The sequence below is a fragment of the Methylomusa anaerophila genome (assembly GCF_003966895.1).
In the GTDB taxonomy this organism is placed as follows: Bacteria; Bacillota; Negativicutes; order Sporomusales; family Sporomusaceae; genus Methylomusa; species Methylomusa anaerophila.
On sequence record NZ_AP018449.1, the window covers coordinates 926227 to 945178 of the forward strand.

General features: G+C 45.8%; 17 protein-coding genes. 6 read left to right on the forward strand and 11 right to left on the reverse strand.

Annotated elements, in window-relative coordinates; genetic code table 11:
• Positions 1-73 precede the first annotated feature (73 nt).
• On the reverse strand, positions 74-1279 hold the full coding sequence (locus MAMMFC1_RS04135) for a hypothetical protein (RefSeq protein ID WP_126306726.1): 1206 nt from the start codon (positions 1277-1279) through the stop codon (positions 74-76).
• Between the two features lie 524 nt (positions 1280-1803).
• Here MAMMFC1_RS04135 and MAMMFC1_RS04140 point away from each other — a divergent pair.
• Positions 1804-2382, forward strand: coding sequence for a helix-turn-helix domain-containing protein (locus tag MAMMFC1_RS04140; protein ID WP_126306728.1), 579 nt, complete (start codon positions 1804-1806; stop codon positions 2380-2382).
• Positions 2383-2804: 422 nt separating this feature from the next.
• Here the strand turns inward: MAMMFC1_RS04140 and MAMMFC1_RS04145 are convergent, their stop codons facing one another.
• From MAMMFC1_RS04145 to MAMMFC1_RS04160, 5 genes are all read right to left on the reverse strand, one after another.
• Positions 2805-3338, reverse strand: a complete 534-nt coding sequence (locus MAMMFC1_RS04145) for a hypothetical protein (RefSeq protein ID WP_126306730.1) — start codon at positions 3336-3338, stop codon at positions 2805-2807.
• 114 nt (positions 3339-3452) lie between these two features.
• Positions 3453-4205, reverse strand: a complete 753-nt coding sequence (locus tag MAMMFC1_RS04150) for an exodeoxyribonuclease III (RefSeq protein ID WP_126306731.1) — start codon at positions 4203-4205, stop codon at positions 3453-3455.
• A gap of 182 nt (positions 4206-4387) precedes the next feature.
• Positions 4388-6154, reverse strand: a complete 1767-nt coding sequence (locus MAMMFC1_RS04155) for a methyl-accepting chemotaxis protein (RefSeq protein WP_194085695.1) — start codon at positions 6152-6154, stop codon at positions 4388-4390.
• Positions 6155-6214: 60 nt separating this feature from the next.
• Complete coding sequence (locus MAMMFC1_RS21310) at positions 6215-6484, reverse strand: hypothetical protein (RefSeq protein WP_158618642.1); 270 nt, start codon at positions 6482-6484, stop codon at positions 6215-6217.
• 154 nt (positions 6485-6638) lie between these two features.
• Entirely contained in the window at positions 6639-8117 is a 1479-nt protein-coding gene (locus MAMMFC1_RS04160) for an Lsa family ABC-F type ribosomal protection protein (protein WP_126306733.1), read from the reverse strand.
• Between the two features lie 556 nt (positions 8118-8673).
• On the opposite strand from MAMMFC1_RS04160, the gene MAMMFC1_RS04165 reads away from it, so the two are divergent.
• Entirely contained in the window at positions 8674-9555 is an 882-nt protein-coding gene (locus MAMMFC1_RS04165; protein ID WP_158618643.1) for a Rossmann-like and DUF2520 domain-containing protein, read from the forward strand.
• A gap of 62 nt (positions 9556-9617) precedes the next feature.
• On the opposite strand, the gene MAMMFC1_RS04170 is transcribed toward MAMMFC1_RS04165, so the two are convergent.
• Both MAMMFC1_RS04170 and MAMMFC1_RS04175 read right to left on the reverse strand, forming a co-directional pair.
• The gene (locus MAMMFC1_RS04170) at positions 9618-11183 is read right to left on the reverse strand and encodes a DHA2 family efflux MFS transporter permease subunit (RefSeq protein ID WP_126306737.1); all 1566 of its coding nucleotides are present in this window, start codon (positions 11181-11183) and stop codon (positions 9618-9620) included.
• Between the two features lie 169 nt (positions 11184-11352).
• Positions 11353-11817, reverse strand: coding sequence for an AzlC family ABC transporter permease (locus tag MAMMFC1_RS04175; protein ID WP_126306739.1), 465 nt, complete (start codon positions 11815-11817; stop codon positions 11353-11355).
• A 141-nt stretch (positions 11818-11958) separates the two neighbouring features.
• Here MAMMFC1_RS04175 and MAMMFC1_RS22840 point away from each other — a divergent pair, with 141 nt between their 5' ends.
• Positions 11959-12144, forward strand: coding sequence for a transposase (locus MAMMFC1_RS22840; RefSeq protein WP_324332222.1), 186 nt, complete (start codon positions 11959-11961; stop codon positions 12142-12144).
• On the opposite strand, the gene MAMMFC1_RS04185 is transcribed toward MAMMFC1_RS22840, so the two are convergent.
• The 3 genes from MAMMFC1_RS04185 to MAMMFC1_RS04195 all read right to left on the reverse strand — a co-directional run bounded on the left by MAMMFC1_RS04185 (position 12135) and on the right by MAMMFC1_RS04195 (position 13770).
• Positions 12135-12440: a type II toxin-antitoxin system RelE/ParE family toxin gene (locus MAMMFC1_RS04185; protein ID WP_158618644.1), complete on the reverse strand. Its 306-nt coding sequence runs from the start codon at positions 12438-12440 to the stop codon at positions 12135-12137. The two genes, MAMMFC1_RS22840 and MAMMFC1_RS04185, sit on opposite strands and share 10 nt — an antisense overlap.
• On the reverse strand, positions 12427-12693 hold the full coding sequence (locus tag MAMMFC1_RS04190; RefSeq protein ID WP_126306745.1) for a ribbon-helix-helix domain-containing protein: 267 nt from the start codon (positions 12691-12693) through the stop codon (positions 12427-12429). The genes MAMMFC1_RS04185 and MAMMFC1_RS04190 overlap by 14 nt, the downstream gene beginning before the upstream one ends.
• Before the next feature lie 321 nt (positions 12694-13014).
• Positions 13015-13770, reverse strand: coding sequence for an arginase family protein (locus MAMMFC1_RS04195; protein ID WP_232035653.1), 756 nt, complete (start codon positions 13768-13770; stop codon positions 13015-13017).
• Between the two features lie 365 nt (positions 13771-14135).
• On the opposite strand from MAMMFC1_RS04195, the gene MAMMFC1_RS04200 reads away from it, so the two are divergent.
• The 3 genes from MAMMFC1_RS04200 to MAMMFC1_RS04210 all read left to right on the forward strand — a co-directional run bounded on the left by MAMMFC1_RS04200 (position 14136) and on the right by MAMMFC1_RS04210 (position 18922).
• Positions 14136-14711 (forward strand): TetR/AcrR family transcriptional regulator, encoded by a 576-nt coding sequence (locus tag MAMMFC1_RS04200; protein ID WP_126306749.1) that lies wholly within the window; start codon positions 14136-14138, stop codon positions 14709-14711.
• A gap of 78 nt (positions 14712-14789) precedes the next feature.
• The gene (locus MAMMFC1_RS04205) at positions 14790-15857 is read left to right on the forward strand and encodes an efflux RND transporter periplasmic adaptor subunit (protein WP_232035654.1); all 1068 of its coding nucleotides are present in this window, start codon (positions 14790-14792) and stop codon (positions 15855-15857) included.
• A complete protein-coding gene (locus tag MAMMFC1_RS04210; RefSeq protein ID WP_126306753.1) occupies positions 15854-18922 on the forward strand; it encodes an efflux RND transporter permease subunit in 3069 nt (1022 codons plus the stop codon). The genes MAMMFC1_RS04205 and MAMMFC1_RS04210 overlap by 4 nt, the downstream gene beginning before the upstream one ends.
• Positions 18923-18952 lie beyond the last annotated feature (30 nt).

An 18952-nucleotide genomic window follows, 5' to 3' on the forward strand; every position in this document is an offset into this window, starting at 1 on the left:
GTTCAGATAATAAAAATAAAGCATTTCTTCTGCCTTATAAGGCAAAGGAAATACTTTTATTTATTTCATCTTATTATGTTGATTTCAGCTTATCTTTTTGTGATTTATATGCATCTTTAATCTGTTTGTATTCTTCAGTATCTACTATGCTATCCGGATTTTTCTCCAAATTGGTTTTTGCATCCTGGGCACTTCGTATTTGGCCGTTAATACCACTGATTTGCCCCTCAATAGCAGTAAGCTGTGTAAGAAAGACGGAAGCTGTGTCGATCATACCTTGATCTTTAAATTGCTTCACAATACCTTCGAGCTTTTTGCGGAGCGCCGTTAAGTCCTTAAGTTGCCCCTGCAATTCTTTTATTGTTGCATCATAGTTGTGCATTGCATTGGAATAGGCGGCACCTTTATGATAGCCTTCGATGTTATTTCTTATAGCAGCAGTGACCTTTTCCCTCACACCTTCCGAAAGGCCGGCCAGTTTGTCGGTGTTTTCCAGTAAAGCGTTCCATTTAGCCATGATATTTCCGGCCTTATCTGGGTCTGTATATTTGTAAGGAGAGTCCGAAGAAATGGGGGTGCCAGGGAAAGGCGAAAGCGACATGGAGGACAGATCTTTAATGATATCTGACACAATACGAAGATCCTTGTAAGACATATTCTCTAAGGTATTGTCAGCAGGGATGGATTTCAGTGAGGAGTTTATTTTGGAACGTAAATCCTTGTCACTAAGTTCAGGATTGTTTTTTACTACTTCCAGTGCCTGCATAGCAAGGTCTACCAGATGCTCTTTAAACGAACTGCTGTTAAACACTGGGGCATTAGTAGTCATATCCTTATTAAGCGTTTTCAGGGTATTAGGGGTATAGTCAAAGAAATTCTCAAAGGTACCGGCTACTGTTTCGGCAGCTTTGGCTACCTGCTCTTTGTAGACGTCGTCAAGTACCTTTAGGTTTTCTTCTATGTCTGTGCTTGAGGAATTATCCATGATCTCTTTACGCAGTTTTTGATAGGTTACTGCATAATCTTCAACAAAGGATGTAGTTGGTTTACTTTTCCCCTCAAACTGACTTGCTAAATATTTCTTGTCAATTTGCGTTGTTTGTGATGAACTCAAATCAAGAGTGTATGCAGAAGAAATTCCGGATGACTGAGCCGATGATGAACTATTAAAAACAACTTCATTACTATCTTTCTTAAAGTTGGTGGCCTTACGAAAAGCAACATTGCTTTCTGAGATAAAATTAGGCGCTTGATAGTTTCTTATGCAATTGATATTCATTTGGTAACAGCTCCCTGCTAAAAAAAATTATCCTACGATAACTATATCGTTATTTTGTTTGAAGTATTTAACAATTATCGAATAAATATTTAATTTTTATCTTAGTTGAGAAAAAGGGAGCGGTTTACCATGAGCGAAAGATGCATAAATTAACGGAATGGTACACTGGAAATAATGCAGGCAAGTGTGTTGATTATAGGCAAAACATGGGAAAACATGGGGACAGGGATACTGTTTTAAGCTTTCGATCTGCTTTACCTCTAAAGAATTTATGTCACTCCCTTTTTGAAACAACATCCCTGTCCCCATGTTTTCCACAGGCATATTACAGCAATTCAAGGTTAGTCTGGATGAAATGATTGAAACTGCGATTAATCTGATCGGCGTAGGAGTCAAGAATACTGTGTCTACAAAACGCCCATCTTTGTAGTATAGTTTATACCATTTGGTTCTAATGTACTCTACGATTCGTTTATTGATAGTATTTGAATTATACTCTAAACTTTATTTCGGAGGTGATCTTAATGAACTGCGACATAATCGGCAAGTTAATCTGTAATCTACGAAAAGAAAAAGAAATGACGCAAAAGCAATTGGCTGATTTGATGAATATCAGTGATAAAACCATAAGTAAATGGGAGCGTGGCCTTGGATGTCCGGATGTATCATTACTCCCGGAACTGTCACAAATACTCGGAGTCAATATTGAAGAAATCCTCTCAGGCAAAGTTGAATTAAATGAAACTATTGGGGGAAATATGAAAAAGCTTAAATTTTATGTCTGCCCGCAGTGTAATAATCTCTTGACGGCAACAGGCGATGCCAATATTTCATGTTGCGGCAAGAAATTGAAAGCATTAGTTGCAGCAAATGCAAATGAGGACCATTTATTAAATATAGAGCCTGTAGAAGATCAGCTATATGTTTCATCATCCCACGAAATGAAAAAAGAGCATTATATATCTTTTGTTGCTTATATCGCGGGGGATAGAGTTTTTATCGTAAAGCAATATCCTGAATGGGATATGCAATTTCGCTTTCATAAGTTAGGGCACGGCAAATTATATTTTTTTTGTTCAAATCATGGACTATTTTATCAATGATTTAAAAACATGGGGACAGGGACACTGTTTTAAGCTTTCGATCTGCTTCACCTCTAGAGAATTGATGTTACTTCCCTTTTTGAAACAACATCCCTGTCCCCATGTTTTCAACCTTATTCGTTGTTTTCGCACTTTCTTCCTGCCGTTAAGCTAGAAAATTGTAAAATATTGTATTTTTTGTCTTCTGCCAACCTCGGAAATAAAAAAATAACAGCCTCAAATAAATAGCCATAACTCACCGCTCAAGTAAGTTATAACTATTTACTCTGCCTGCAATAATATGTTTCTTATCCGGTAGGTGTGGCGTATACCCAACCCACCAGCCTTTAATGAAAGGGCCTGACAAACGCCCTCAACCTGTCTATCTCGTAATGAGTTAGGCCAATGTTTCTCTTTTCTACTTCCCACAAAGAGAATAAACATTAATCGCTTTCATCATCCTTGGAGTTGTTCGTAAAAAGCTTTGCCACCGCTGGTTTGATATTGTACTTAGTAAAACTGTCGGTATTGAGTAATGCCTCGTCTTGCCACATTTGATAGCCGTAAATTACAACTGCATGTAGCAAGGTGATGGGCAGCGATAAAAGTGGCGATATGTTGAAATCGACTATTCCTCTGCCTGGTAGAAAGTAACCCAGGATAAAAAAATTAAAGACTACATCTAGAATTAGATTGGTAATCATATACGGCCAGAAATGCCTGTATGTGAACTTAAAGACCCATATTGTTAATACAGGCATTACCCCATAAAAAAATGGTAATATCTGGCTAAAAGGAAAGGTTGGTTCACGGGTAGCCCAAACCCCTAACCGAATTCCAATGTCGCCAATTATGGTAGCCAGTACAACAGCAAACATGGCAACCGGCATCCAGCGTTTAATCTCTTCTTTCTTCATGAAAAAAAGTGTCAGCCAGGGAACTAAGGTTAATAACCACATGATAAAGCTATTGCTCACTGAAATCACCTCTAACGTATTAGTGAAATTAGCTTTGCTCACGTCCTAAATAATATGCAATAAAATATACAATAAAAGAGAAAAATATGGTGAGTCGAAGAACCGTCCCTCGACTCAAAAAATTTCCAAACCAATCGGACAATGGTCACTGCCCATAATCCCGGAGTAAATGACGGAATCTTTAACATATTTCTTTAGCCTGTCCGACACCAAAAAGTAATCAATACGCCAACCGATGTTCCGCTCTCTCGCCCTCAGCATATAGGACCAAAATGTATAGGCATCGCTTTTATCCGGATACAAATATCGAAAGGTGTCTGTTAATCCCGAGCTCAAGAGCACGGTCATCTTACCTCTCTCCTCATCGGTAAAGCCGGCATTGCGTCTGTTGGATTTCGGGTTTTTAATATCGATTTCTTCGTGGGCAACATTGATGTCACCGCACACGATCACAGGTTTTGTTTTATTAAGCCCCTCAACATAAGCACTAAAGTCATCGTCCCAATGCAGACGATAGTCCAGGCGCAAAAGTCCCCGTTGGGAATTGGGAGTATAAACATTTACGAGAAAAAATCCGTCGAATTCCAGCGTTATTACACGCCCTTCCCGGTCATGTTCCATAATATTTATGCCAAAAGTGACCGTTACCGGCTCTAGCCGCGTAAAAACGGCAGTACCTGAGTATCCCTTTTTCACCGCGCTGTTCCAGTATTCCCTATATCCTGTAAAACTCAGTGCCGTCTGGTTTTGTTGCATTTTTGTTTCCTGAATACAGAAGATATCGGCGTCCACGCTGTTGAAAAACTCACTGAATCCCTTGCTAACACATGATTTAAACCCATTTACATTCCATGATATTAGTTTCATATGTACACCTTCTTTCCTTCAGGTAAAAAACCAGGTAAAAAACTTTAACGTCCCGTATCCAACCGTTATAAAAAATACCCATAACCTACCTGTTGAGTAAGTTATGGGTATTTTCTTTATTTCTCACCGTATATCCTGCTGCACCGTTACATTTCAACAAATATTTCGCCGTTGCCGCCTTCCTAAATCTTGAACCGTTTGACGGCTGTCTGAAGATCTTCCGCCATTTTGGCCAACTCCTGGATCGAAGAAGAAATCTCTTCCATCGCAGCCGACTGTTCTTCCGTTGCGGCTGAGACGTTTTGCGACTCGCTTGCCGAATGCTTGCTAAGCTCATCGATCTTTTTGACTGAGTCTACGATTTGCCTGCTTCCGGCAGACATTTGTTGAATCGCCGTAGAAATTTCCTTTACCTGACCCGACACTTTGGTTACCACTTCGATGATTTCCCTAAAAGCAGCCCCGGCGGCAGCAACCATCTCGGCTCCGGTCTTGACCTCACGGGTGCCGTCGGTCATGGCTTCGACAGCAGTGTCGGTGTCGCCTTGAATCTCTCCAATCAGTTCTGCAATCTTTTTAGCTGCCACCTGAGACTGCTCCGCGAGATTACGAACTTCTTCGGCCACAACGGCAAAGCCCCGTCCCTGTTCGCCCGCACGGGCCGCCTCTATGGCTGCATTAAGGGCCAGTAAGTTCGTTTGTCCGGCGATACCGGAAATAGTATCGACAATCTGGCCGATTTCCTTTGAACGTTCTCCCAGCTTGGCCACAACTTGAGCAGAAGTATTGACCGTCTTCTCAATTTGGGTCATCTGGTTTACGGCCTTTTCCACGGCCTTACCGCCGCTGCTAGCCTTGTCAGCGGCCTGTTCCGATTGAACCGCCACTTGATTCGTATTGGCAGCAACCTGTTGAATAGCCGCCGACATCTGCTCTACCACGGCAGAGGTTTCGTTGGCTGCAGACAATTGCTCAGTTGCTCCCGCTGCCACATCGGTGATAGACGCTGCTACCTGGTTCGCCGCTTGGGCCGTTTGTTCCACACTGGCGGTTAAATGTTCCGAAGCGTTCGCCAGCTGATTTGACAACCCAGCCAACATTGTAATCAAACCTCGCAAACTAGTGACCATTTTGTTTGTGGATTCAGCCAAACTTTGCGTTTCATCTTTCGTTTGAACTTCCAAGATCGATATACTTAAGTCTCCCTGAGCCAAAAAGTCCATTTGCGCTGTAATATTTTCAATTGGCCTGGATATCTGCCTGGCAACAAAGTAGATAATAATCACGCCGACCAGCAAGATCGCGACGAAAATAGCAGCTAACTTATAGAACGATGTATAAACGTCTCCTATATAATCGTCAAGGTATGAACCGCAGTTAACGATCCATCCCCAGCGCGGGTCTTTCTCGGCATAAATTATTTTTGTCGCTATCTTTTCCGGATCTTCAGGAAGACCCCAATTGTAGGTTACAAATCCTCCTCCCGCCTCGGCAACCTTTATGGTTTCTTGCACTAATTTCGCTTTCGTCTTGGGATCTTCAACCTCCCAGACATTCTTGCCTTCAAGCTTGGGATGAGCCACTTCCAGCCCGGCACTGTCGTAAACTACAAAATAGCCGCTTTTCCCAAGGTCAATGCGTTTATTAATTGGCCGGGTACCGTCGGCGTTACGCGGCCCTAATATTGCAATCTTTACTTGTTCTTGCGCCTCCGGCAGCGTCAAGAATCCTTTTTTCACTTGGTCATCCGCCTGTTCAATGAGCTGAATTACAAGCCGGGTGTCGTTCTTTAAGGACGTCCTGGTCAAATCATTTAGACTGCTCCTGGTGAATGTAAAACTACTCCCTAGGAGGATAAGCCCTGAGACAATAAGGGATAGCAGAAAAGCAACAATGAGTTTTTGGTTGATAGACAATTTCATGATTGATCTAATCTGAAAGCTCTTCATAAATCATTCCTCCGAAATTTTCCTCACCATCGCCTTGTATGATGAGGTTCGCCAACATTATTAGCCATTAATTATTACCCTCAATACCCTCAATTTTTCCCCATATAATTTTTCCTTTTTTATAAACTCACCTTCCATGCAAACCTTTAGAAATTCCCTACTATACACTACACTACACTGTATTACTGTAAAACAATCACCTCCAATTGCGGCGCCTTGCCCGAACCAGGATGAAATAGAAACCTCTATTGCAACTGGCAGTACTAGGGCGCAGACCCCCTTAAACCCATAGTTTCCCGTTCTTGCTTTCGAAATTTTTGTCAAAATCATATGATATTCGACAATCTTTGATAAAATTATACAATATGATTCGAACAATTATGTTATTTTGTTTTAAATATCTCTTTAACAATACGAAAAAATAGCTATAACTTGCGCCGAACCAAGTTATAGCTATTTTCGGTTTGGGTTATTTTGGTTTGGATTAAAGTTCCAAAATCTTTGTTGCAATATTTTTGCAAAATTCAGCGTCGTGCTCCACAAATAGAATGGTTGGCGAGTATGCAAGCAGTAATTCTTCTATTTGCATACGAGAAATAACATCAATAAAGTTAAGTGGTTCATCCCAGATATACAAATGCGCTTTCTCACTAAGGCTTTTGGCTATCAGCACTTTTTTCTTTTGTCCACCGCTAAAATCAGCCATATCTTTTTCAAATTGAACTCTTGAAAAATCAAGTTTTCTTAAAATAGTCTTAAAAAGACTTTCATCAATATCATTATCGGCGGCATAGCCGGTTAAGTTGCCGCTAAGCTGGGAGGTATCCTGCGAAACGTAGGATATTTTAAGCTGACTTGCTTTTCTGAAAGTGCCCGTATAGGTAATGTTTTCCTCACAAATCAGTTTAATAAGGCTTGACTTTCCTGAGCCGTTTTTACCGTAAAGCGTTACTCGGGCACCCTGTTCAATAATAAAACTTACGTTTTCGCAAGCTGTCTTTTCGCCATAGAATATAGATACATTCTCAAGCTCTATAAGGCGGTCTGCATGGAAGTTAAGCTGGAAAATTCTCAAGCGCTCGGAGCTTTCAATATTCTTGAGAAGCTTAGACTTGCCATCAATAGCTGATTGTTGCCTTGCTTCGATAGCCTTAGAACGTTTCATCATCTTGGCGGCTTTATGGCCTATATAACCTTTATCCGGTTTCAAACCTGAATTCTTTGTACCCAACTTTGTTTTTTCCACTTTATCCGACCAATCAGCTGTACGTTTGGCGGCGGCTGACAAGCGGGTAATATCTTGGCGGAGTTTTTCATTTTCCGCAAGCTCAAAGTTGTCCTGCATTTTTTTATTTTCCCACCATGATGAAAAATTCCCTTTTTGGACCTCAATATTCGTTTTGTTAATGGACAGAATGTGGTCAACACAGTTATCAAGAAATGCTCTGTCGTGGGATACCAAAATGAAGCCCTGTTTCGAGTTGAGATAGTCACTGACAACTTTTCTGGCATTCATATCAAGATGGTTGGTCGGCTCATCAATCAGCAAAAAACTATTTTCTTTAAGGAACAAAGCAGCAAGCAATACCTTGGTTTGCTCTCCATGGGAAAGGGTAGCAAAAGGGCGATATAAAACGTCCGCCGAAACCTGCAGCAATGAAAGCTCGCGCATAACCTGCCAATGAATGTAATCCGGATAGATATTATCGATTATATCCATGGTATTGTTTGCCGCCTTAGTTACCTCGAAAGGAAAATATTCGAAGTTTACTTTGGCCGAAATAGTACCACTGTATTCATATTTACCGAGTAACAAGTTGAGAAATGTGGTTTTGCCTCTGCCATTCCTTCCTGTGAAGCCTAATTTCCAATCTGTATCTATTTGAAAACTCACGTTTTCAAATATGTTATCATAACTGCTCTCATAGCCAAAGGTCAGATTTATAACGTTTATTAAAGACATAATTTATCCTCCTGTATCAATTATAAAGCTGCAAGAAAGTCAATTCTTGCAGCTCATAAATATACAGCAAAGCCAAGCCCAATCATTGGGCATGACAAGGATATATTCTTTGAGTGAAAAGAATCAGTAACTTTCTTGCCTAGGCACAACAAAAATAAGCAGTATTTTCCGCTCCCCTGATTTTGTTATGCTGTATAATAGCAAGAAAAATTACATCTCTTCAACTCCAATCACTTAAGTTGTAATTACTATAACATACTGCTTTTCAAAATTCAACAAGCAAAACGCAGCTTGCAAACCGGTTAAGCCTATGCTATTATCAAACCAACAAAAGATCTGGCGGCATCCCATGTCCCCATGAAGTCGCACGTTTTTTCGTCTATAGCTGATAGCAAAACTGAATTGTCTTTTGGATCAACCGCTTGGATCGCAACAGACCGGGACGGAAGGGTTCAGAAAACCTGCGATGATGCGTTTAGCTTCGCTTTGTCTTTGTTTTCAACGCCTTTCGGCTCCGGCCGGAAAGGCGTTTTTTATTATCATGGGAGGTTATACAGTGCAGAAACCTGTTATTGTAATTCTGGGCGCAGGACGGCTAGGTTCCGCGTTGGCTTGCCTTGCCAAAGGCTGCGGTTATCCGGTGGCAGCCGTAACCACCGGACGCCGGGAAACCGCTGCGGCATTTTCACAAGCAACCGGTATCCCTGCTTGCTGCGACAACACGGAAGCGGCTGCTCAAGGCGACATTATACTCCTCACAGTCCCGGACCGGATTTTGCCTGTGGTGTTGGCGGAGCTCATCGCCGGCCAACGGCTACGGCCGGGACAAGTCCTGCTGCACACCAGTGGCGTATTGACGGGCGAAACCCTGGCAGCGGCGCGTCAATTCGGCACTGCCGTTGGCTCCATGCATCCGCTGCAGAGCTTTGCCGATCTTGAAACAGCACGCAGAAACCTGTCCGGCAGCGCCTTTGCGATTGATGGCGATCCGCTGGCAGTCAACGCCGCCAGCCGTCTGGCGCTGGATCTGGGAGGCAGAATACTACAGGTGCCGCCCGAGGAGCGGGTCCTGTATCACGCTGCTGCTTGCATCGCTTCCAATTATCTGGTTGCCTTGCTACATATGGCCGAAAAACTATTAAGCCGCTGGACCACCGGGGAGCAGGATGCGCTGCAAGCCCTGCTGCCGCTGGTTAGCGGCACACTGCGTAATGTGGCCCGCCAGGGAACAAGCGCGGCTCTTACCGGTCCAATTGTCCGCGGCGATGCAGCTACTATAGCGCAACATCTTCAGGCCTTGCCAGAGGAATTTTTACCTGTCTACCAGCTTCTCGGCCAAGAGGCTTTGCGGTTGTCCGGCGACCGTATCTCTCCGGAGGAGCGGGACGCCATCGCCAGCTTGCTGGCCAGTCATAACAAAAGAGACTCAAATAAATAGATTACTATCGCACTATCCGGGGGACCCTCTGTCCCCGTTCCCCCCGTACCCTGGATATGTACCTAAGCTTGGTCCAAATCAGCAGTCTTGCGCCGAATCAGTAGAGCCAGTAAACCAGCGGCAGAGCAGATAAGAGCCAGGGCAAAAAATACATCCTGAAATGACAATATGGAAGCCTGCTTCGTAATCAAGTTGCTTAAAAGTGCTTTGAACGTCACATATTGCTGCGGTATAAGCCCCTGTCCGGTCAGCCAGCCCCGCGCGGCTACCACCAACATAGAACTGTCCATGCCTTGGTCTCCCCACAGCAGTTGCAGCAGTTGGAATATTTCCTGGGAAGAATGCGTAGTCGGATCTAAATATTCTTTTAATACTACAGTATGATATACTTCCCGGCGATTCAACAGCACCTGGGCAAAAACTACGCCCACACTGCCGCCGATTATCTGGCACAGATTATATACGCCGGAACCTACACCAACTTTATCCTGGGGCAAGGAGGAAACAACACAGTTAATCAGCGGCGACATGATCAGGCCTGTCCCCATCCCAAGCAGCGACAGCCGGATAAACAAGTGCCAGACTGAATAGTCCGTGTTAATGGTATTTAATGCATAAAGTGCATAAGCAATGACTATTGTGCCGAAAAATGTCGGCAGCTTCGACCCGAAGCGGTCTGCCAGCCGTCCGCCGACAGGCGAGAAAGTTACAATCCCAACCGTCATCGGCAGCAGCATGATACCGGTGGTGATAGAGCTATAGTCCAGAATAGATTTCAGAAAAAACGGCAATAGAAAATTCGTTGCCATAAAGGCGAAAAAAGCAAAAAAAGCGACAGCATTAGCCGCGGTAAAGTTCAGGTTGCGGAATAAGCCAATATCAATCATGGGCTGACGGACTCTGAGTTCAACTGCCAGGAATAGCACCATCCCGGCCAAAGCCGCATAAAACAGCGAAACAATATATAAAGAGTCCCACCCATGTTTTTGTCCCTGGTTCAGGGCAACGAGCAGCGAACTGATGCTGATGGCCAAGAGGGCGGCGCCGAGATAATCGACCGCAACGACCGGATTGCGCCTGGAAGGTGGTATTACAACGAAAGCAAAGACCATACTTAGCAGGCAAACAGGGCCAACAGAAAAGAAGATTGTGCGCCAATCAAAATTTTCGATCAAATATCCCCCTAATGTCGGTCCCATCGCCATGCCCACAGCCGCCATCGCGCCCCATATTCCCATGGCCTGACCGCGTTCATGAGCAGGAAAGGTTTGGGCTACGACAGCCATCGCGTTAGGTAGGACGAAGCCGGCGCCTATTCCCTGCGCAATGCGGAAAATAATCATCGCCGTTGAGCTTGCCGCCAGCCCGCACAGCAAGGACGCAGCGGAAAATAGCATTAACCCCAAAATATACATTTTTTTAGCCCCGAACTGGTCACCCAGCTTACCGGTCAACGGCATAATGGAACCATATGGCAGCATATAACCGAGGGAAACCCAGACAATAGAATCCATATTGAAATTAAGCGCGGCCATAATATTCGGCAAGGCAATATTAATACAACTGGTAGTATAGGCGCTCAGAAAAGTCCCGAGGCAGACAGCACATAAAACAGCATATTTTTTCATATAACCTTTCCTTTCCTTTAACCTTTCCTTACAATAAATATGAAAATATGAAATATGTTTTTTCTACTGTCAGTATATCGCAATTAGATAAAAAAACCAACTATGACGTCCCCGCGCTCCTCCAATTAGGAAGAAGGTTCCCAACCGCCCCAATTTAGAGGCGCTCTATTCAAAGGACGATAAGTTCAATTAAGAAAACCGCAATGCAAGCAACTGCCGAGACTTCAAAAAATGTGCCGAGCGTCCATCCCGGAATAACGCTGCTCATCAATCCGTAATTATAGAACGGATTGAGTTTGCCGTTTTTACAAACCGCAGCGCCGAAAATTTCATCAGTAATTCCATGCGCAAGCAAAAAACGATGAATAAAGTGAGCTTTTGAATCCAGTTTTTGCGATAGTACGCAGGACATCAGACAGTATCTCAGGTTTAAAATCAACTGAGTAGACGCCATTTCTAAATAGGTCGCGGAAGCCCCTATCAATCCTAATGCGGCAAATTGGCCTGCTGAGGTTACATTAGTTAAAGAGATCACAACTGCCTGAAGCGGCGTAAGACCTGCCTTCTTGGCGAGAATGCCAAAAGTAAATGAGACGGCAAAGTACCCCAGACAGATCGGAATGCCGTCGCGCAAACCATTTTTCCACTTATACGACTGGTTTCCATTATTCTCTCAAACCCCTGAATTTTCTTGGCCGTGGTCCAGCCAGCACTTAGTACCTTATTTTAGCGCTGTACCCCGTTTGATGGACAGTATAAACGCGTAGTATACTGAATATCAAGAGAGGGGAAAAACAATAACAAGTATAGCGCAGAATTTAAAATGGAAGCAGTAAAACGTTTGGAGGCCAGTAGTGCAGCAGTTGCCAGGGTAGCGGCAGAATTAGGAATCAACGAAAATACCCTACATGGATGGTTGAAGAAATACAGGGATACGCCCATTGTACAAATTTACAAATAATAGCTGTACTGTTTTGCAGATAAGATACGTTCTACGATAACAGTATCCTCATCCTCATTAATCAAATATAACACTAAGTATTCTTCTACCGGCAACACCCGATAGTTTTTCTTAGCAAGTTTTGGATCTCGGGTTATGGGTCCCATGAAGGGAAATTCATCTAATAACTGAATTGTGTCCAGAATTTTGTCAGCTTGCAATTGAGCTACCTGGGGTCGATCTTGCGCTATATAATCCACAATGGATTCTAATTGGCGTAAAGCCCCTTTCCTGATAAGTAATTTATACCGGACCATGCAAACGCTCATGAAGCTTTTCTTTAATGATCAACCGGGCTTCTGAAAATGGTACAACGGATTCTTTCTCTGCTTCTTCTAAGTCACGATATAGTTCGGCCATAACTTGCTCTTTAAGATAATGCTTTAAAGCATTGGCAACAATATCCGTTTTGGTGATTTTGGTTTGGCGGCAGCAAGTATCAAGCTGTTCATATAGTTCTGGTGCTAGACGAACATTGAAATTTACCATAGGCTTAATTTTTTTAGGCATTTTAAAAACTCCTTTTAGACTAAAAATATACTTTAATTATAATACATGCATACATACATTCAAATAGAAAATTCATTAACCCAATGCTTTTTAACCCTCCAACAAAATAGGCAACCGCATACATAAATTGATAGAAGCAGGTTTTCCGTATCCTGGCATTACTGGCGGACCCACTCATATACAGCCATAACTCCACCTTTTACTGCCTTCTTCTAACAAGTCAATAAGTCAGTCTGACCCCAACAGGACCCCACTGCAGCTTTTTATATGCTACGATTCTCCCATTAGGCCAAACAGTGCAGGAAAGGACAATGAATGATTCTATAAATTAACTCCAATTTTTATAATATCTTCTACCAATTCTATCGTCTGTCCTCCGGAAGGCTGATATTCAAAAAGCCCCAGACCAACAACCTTAAATTCTTTGTCGAGTTTCTTTAATAACTCCTTAAAAGTATTAACCTTCAACCCTGCAGGCGCTGGAACCGGAACATGCGGAAATTCCTCAAAATCAAGCACATCCAAATCTATATGGATATAAATACTTTCATGTCCCTTGGTTTTAACCGCTTCAATTACTGAGTCCGCCCCTTGCTCAATATCTTTTACCGTAAATACGCTTATGCTTTGAGCGGTAATATATTCTTTTTCGGCCTCCTCCAAATCGCGAATTCCTAACATTATCAATTGTGAAGACAGCAGGCTTGGAGACGCCAATTTTACGATTGTTTCCTCACCCTCTCCAAGCAAAGTTCTTAAAGGCATTCCATAAAAACATTTGCTGGCAGATGTTTCATGCGTGTTAATATCTCCATGGGCATCAAACCATACTACTGTCATATCGCCTTGCATCTTATCATTTAAATACGCAATCGATGCAACATCAGCGTCACAGCCTCCGCCAATTGTAAATATCGTCTCTGGTTGTTCCTGTACTATTGACTCTTTTGCCCTCCCTAACTGTTTGAAAATTTCTGTGTATCCGATAATAATATTATCAGATTTTCTGATATCTTTCGTACTGACTTCTACTTCGGAGAACTTTATTTCTTTAAAATAAAGTTCTTTTAATTCCAACGCTCCATCATATGTCGACCGGTCTTGACCTCCCCCCTGCCATTGGGGAAAAAATAAGTTTAAGTGTCTTTTCATAATCCATATTACCTTTCCATGATATATTAGGATATTAGCGACTATTCAAAATGCCTAAAATCTATTAATAAAAATTCAAGCAAAACCTTATAACCCCTGCCCGTATTCTTTACAGCTTCGCAGAAGTTTCCTTTAGGGAAGCGTCCCTTGACTCGGGGCTGGCAATACAAACCATCAGAATTTTTGTAAAATATATTGACATTAAAAAACTATGAAACTATAATGGTTTATGAGTTAGGAAAAATATAGTACACTAAACAATGGCAGCCGGGCAAAGCGGGGGGACGAGAGTGAACGACATAAAGGACCTTATCCTTGACAAAGCCAAAGAACGGATGGAACGTTTCGGTTTTAGAAAAACGACGATGGACGAAATCAGCAAAGACTGCAGTATATCCAAAAAAACAATTTATGAGCACTTTGCCGATAAGGAGGAACTGTTTGGCTGCCTGCTGTACCGTGAGTGCCAAGGCACGATCCGCATGCTGTTCGACGAGCCGGCGGACATGCCCGACCCGCTGGAAAAGCTGACGTTGCTGATCCGCAGGGCGGTTGCGTATTTTAACCAGGATCATTTTATCACCCGGATATTGAAGGACGAGGAAATGTTTTTAGCTTTGGTAAACACAAAATATCGCAAGATCATTGATGAAGAAATCATCACCAGTATTGTCCGGGTGATCCGGGAAGGCAAGCAACAGGGAAAACTCCGGGATGTGGATGAGCAAATTGTCGCTTACGCCGGGTTTAGATTATTCCAGTCTTTTAGCTATGCGCGCACCTGGCCGTTGGCCGGAGCGGGGAACGAGCCGTATTTCACCGAGGTTCTCGTTGATTTTATTATCAACGCGCTGCAGAAAAAATGAAGATAAAGCCGGTCGTGGCGTTACTCCGGCCGGCATTAGCATTAGATGCAAACTGAAATCGCAAGGGAGGGGCTTGGTGTGCAAAAATCAATCAGCAGGCGCGGCCTGATTTTTCTGCTATTATTGACTTTCAGCCTTACCGGCTGCGCCAAAACCGGCACGGTCAGCGAGGAGACGCCGTTGGTCCGCTCACAGGTGATCAGGCTGGATGCAGCCGGACAAAGCGCCGCTTACTCCGGTGAAGTCCGCGGCAGATACGAGACGCAGCTGGCCTTCCAGGTCGGCGGAAAAATTGTCAAACGTTATGTAGAACTCGGCAGCGTGGTGAACCCAGGCGATATTTTGATGGAAATCGATGTGAAGGACATCCGGGAAGCGGTAAATATCGGTTCCGCCCAGGTAACGTCGGCCCAATCGCAACTGACTTTGGCCGCCACCAACCTGGAACGGTACCGCAAGCTATACGAACAGGGAGCCGTTAGCCAGTTGCAGCTGGACCAATACCAAAACGCTTATGAAGTTGCCCGGGCTGCGGCGCAACAGGCCGAGGCGCAATATGCGCAAAGCGCCAACCAAATGGGTTACAGCCGCCTGATCGCCGACAGCGCGGGGGTGGTTGCCGGCGTCAGCGCCGAAGCCGGCCAGGTAGTCAGTACCGGGCAGCCCGTCCTGACGCTGGTGCAAGGCGATGAGCGGGAGGTTGAAATCAATGTTCCGGAAAACCGGATTGACGAATTGCGGCAGGCCCGGCAGATCCAGGTCCGTTTCTGGGCGCTGCCGGAGGTAGTCCTGAATGGTCAGGTCCGGGAAATTTCACCGGTAGCCAACAACATCACCAGGACCTATAAAGCCAGGATCAGTTTGATCAATCCGCCGGCAGAGGTTGGTCTAGGCATGACGGCCAGTGTAACGGTGGAAAATACCGGCGCCAAACCGGTTGTTTACATTCCGCTGACAGCCGTTTATCAGACGGGCGATACGCCCGGCGTATGGGTGGTGGAGAACGATACGGCCACGCTGCGGCCCGTAAGGACAGGGGATTTCGGAGACGGCAGGATTCAGATACTGGACGGCTTACATGACGGGGATGTGATTGTCACCGCCGGCGTACAAAAACTGCGCGAAGGACAGAAGGTGCGTTTATGACCAAGTTCAACCTTACGGAATGGTCGCTGAACCATAAACAACTTGTCTATTTCTTTGTGGCTTTGGTGTTTGTAGCGGGAATTTTCTCCTATCAGCGGCTGGGCCGGATGGAAGACCCCGATTTCGTTGTCCGCCAGATGGTGGTGTCGGTTGCCTGGCCGGGAGCCAGCGCCAGGCAGATGGAAGAGCAGGTCACCGACAAAATCGAGAAAAAGCTGCAGGACACCCCGGGTCTGGATTATCTGAGAAGCTATTCCAGACCGGGCCAGGCCGTTATTTATGTGAATCTGGCCGAGTCGGTCAATAAACAGGACGTGCGTCCCACCTGGCTGGAAGTGCGAAATATGGTCAATGATATCAAGAGCACGCTGCCGCAAGGAGTGGTCGGACCGGCGTTCAACGACCGCTTTGACGACGTTTACGGCAGTATTTACGCGCTTACTGCCGATGATTACAGCTATGAGGAGATGCGGGAAAGGGCCGAGCAAATCCGCCGGACTTTGCTTGGCGTGGCCAATGTGAAAAAAGCCGAACTGATCGGCGTTCAGGCGGAAACCATTTATGTGGAGATGCAAAGCGCCAAACTGGCTCAACTGGGAATTGATCCCAAGGTGATCATCGCCGCCGTACAGGCGCAAAGCGCCATGACTCCCTCCGGCATGGTGGAAACCCCGGACGACAATGTGTATTTGCGGGTATCGGGAATGTTTGAAGATGTGGAAGGTCTGAAAAACATGCCCATCCGGGTCAATGAGCAGACCTTCAGATTGGGAGACGTGGCCGAAATCAAACGGGGCTACACCGATCCCATGGACCCCAAAATGTATGTTAACGGCCAACCTGCCGTAGGCATTGCCGTTTCCATGGAGTCCGGCGGCAATATCCTGACCCTGGGAACCGACTTGGCCGCCGCTATCGACAAGGTACGGCAGGATTTGCCGCTGGGCATGGGAATTCATCAGGTGGCTGATCAGCCCCAGGTTGTCAAGGAGTCCATCCATGAATTTATCAAATCGCTGCAGGAGGCTATCGTGATTGTGCTGGCCGTCAGCTTTCTCAGCCTCGGGTTGCGGACCGGCGTCGTCGTTGCCTTGTGTATTCCCCTGGTGATTGCCGGTATTTTCGTGTGCATGGCAATCCTGGGCATTGACCTGCATAAGGTATCGCTGGGCGCGCTGATTATGGCGCTGGGCCTGCTGGTGGATGATGCGATTATTGCTGTTGAAATGATGACCGTAAAACTGGAACAGGGCTGGGAACGGTTTACAGCAGCCTGCTACGCCTATACGGCCACCGCCTTTCCGATGCTGACCGGTACGCTGATTACCTGCGCCGGGTTTATTCCCATCGGTTTTTCCAAGGGATCGGCCGCCGAGTTTACCAGCAGCCTCTTTCCGGTCATGACGGTTGCCCTGCTGATTTCCTGGCTGGTATCGGTAACGGTGACACCGCTGTTAGGGTATCGTTTGATCAAACCCCAACCGGCAGCGGACAAACAGCACGACATCTATGATACACGTTTTTACCGGCTGTTCCGGCGGGTTCTGGTCTGGTGCCTGGAGCACAAAAAAACGGTGCTGGCGATAACAGCGGCATGTTTTATCGGTTCCATCTTTTTGCTGACACTGGTTAAACAGGAATTTTTCCCGCCTTCCGTCCGTCCTGAACTCATCGTCGAACTGACGCTGCCGGAAGGCTCTTCCCTGGCGGCGACCGAGCGGGAAGCACAGGCCTTTGCTGAAGCCATTGCCGGCGATGATGGGAACATTGCAAGCTACAGCTATTATGTCGGCGAGGGGTCGCCGCGCTTTATTCTGACCATGGAGCCAAAGCTGCCGGCAACCAATTACGCCCAGTTTATTATTGTGGCGAAAGACCTTGACGCCCGCGACGCTTTGAACCGGAAAATTGAACAGCTGTTTGCCGACCGGTTTGAAAGTGTGCGGGGCCATGTCGAATTCATTCAGACCGGGCCGCCATCGGCCTATCCCGTCATGCTGCGCGTCAGCGGCTATGACCATGAGCAGGTGCGCGGGATTGCCAACCAGGTCGCCGCTATCATGGCCCAGGACGCAGATCTTACCAATATCAATTTTGACTGGCAGGAAAAAAGCAAAGTAATGCATCTGGCGGTTGATCAGGACAAGGCCAGAATGCTGGGTCTCACCAGCCAGGGGCTGGCCCAGGATTTACAGACCCAGTTGTCGGGCGCCGCTATTGCCGAATATTACGAACAGGATAAAACGGTGGACATCGTATTCCGCATTGATGCCCAAAGCCGCAAAGATCTGGCCGCTGTCAAGGATTTGCCGGTGCATATCGGCAACGGCCGGTTTGTGCCGCTGGAGCAAGTTGCCAATATCAGCTACGCTGGGGAAGAAGGACTGATTTGGCGCTACGACCTCAAACCGACCATTACCGTTCGGGCCGATGTCGTGGACGGCGTAACTGGCAATGACGCCACCCGGAAGATTTATCAGAATGTGGCCTCAATCCGCAAGACACTGCCGCCGGGCTACAGCATCGACGTCGCCGGCTCGGCGGAAAGAAGCGCTATTTCTGTGGAATTTTTACTGAAGACAGTGCCGGCAATGGTTGCGGTCATCGTGATTTTGCTGATGTTTCAACTGCAGAAGATCTCCCTGATGGTACTGACCCTGCTGACCGCCCCGCTGGGGATTATCGGCGTCAGCCTGTCCATGCTGTTGACCCAACGTCCCATGGGTTTTGTCGCCGAACTTGGCATTCTGGCGCTCAGCGGCATGATTATCCGCAATTCGGTTATCCTGATTGACCAGATCGAAAAACACATCCGTGATGGCGAGACGCCTTGGGACGCCATCATTAACTCGGCAGTGCTCCGGTTCCGGCCGATCATGCTGACAGCAGCCGCTGCCATTCTCGGCATGCTTCCCCTGGTGCCGAGTACCTTCTGGGGGCCCATGGCGGTGGCCATCGGCGGGGGGCTGCTAGGCGCAACCATTATGACCCTGCTGGTTTTGCCGACCATGTATGCCGTATGGTTCCGGGTGGAACCCGGCACGGAAAAACAGAACCCTGATTAAATATCAATATAAAACTCGTTACTCCCAAGG

Excerpts from the sequence above, each read along its gene's own strand:
- MAMMFC1_RS04135 (WP_126306726.1), bottom strand. The coding sequence starts at position 1,279 with ATGAATATCAATTGCATAAGAAACTATCAAGCGCCTAATTTTATCTCA.
- MAMMFC1_RS04140 (WP_126306728.1), top strand. The coding sequence starts at position 1,804 with ATGAACTGCGACATAATCGGCAAGTTAATCTGTAATCTACGAAAAGAA.
- MAMMFC1_RS04150 (WP_126306731.1), bottom strand. The coding sequence starts at position 4,205 with ATGAAACTAATATCATGGAATGTAAATGGGTTTAAATCATGTGTTAGC.
- MAMMFC1_RS04155 (WP_194085695.1), bottom strand. The coding sequence starts at position 6,154 with ATGAAGAGCTTTCAGATTAGATCAATCATGAAATTGTCTATCAACCAA.
- MAMMFC1_RS21310 (WP_158618642.1), bottom strand. The coding sequence starts at position 6,484 with ATGATTTTGACAAAAATTTCGAAAGCAAGAACGGGAAACTATGGGTTT.
- MAMMFC1_RS04160 (WP_126306733.1), bottom strand. The coding sequence starts at position 8,117 with ATGTCTTTAATAAACGTTATAAATCTGACCTTTGGCTATGAGAGCAGT.
- MAMMFC1_RS04170 (WP_126306737.1), bottom strand. The coding sequence starts at position 11,183 with ATGAAAAAATATGCTGTTTTATGTGCTGTCTGCCTCGGGACTTTTCTG.
- MAMMFC1_RS04185 (WP_158618644.1), bottom strand. The coding sequence starts at position 12,440 with ATGGTCCGGTATAAATTACTTATCAGGAAAGGGGCTTTACGCCAATTA.
- MAMMFC1_RS04190 (WP_126306745.1), bottom strand. The coding sequence starts at position 12,693 with ATGCCTAAAAAAATTAAGCCTATGGTAAATTTCAATGTTCGTCTAGCA.
- MAMMFC1_RS04210 (WP_126306753.1), top strand. The coding sequence starts at position 15,854 with ATGACCAAGTTCAACCTTACGGAATGGTCGCTGAACCATAAACAACTT.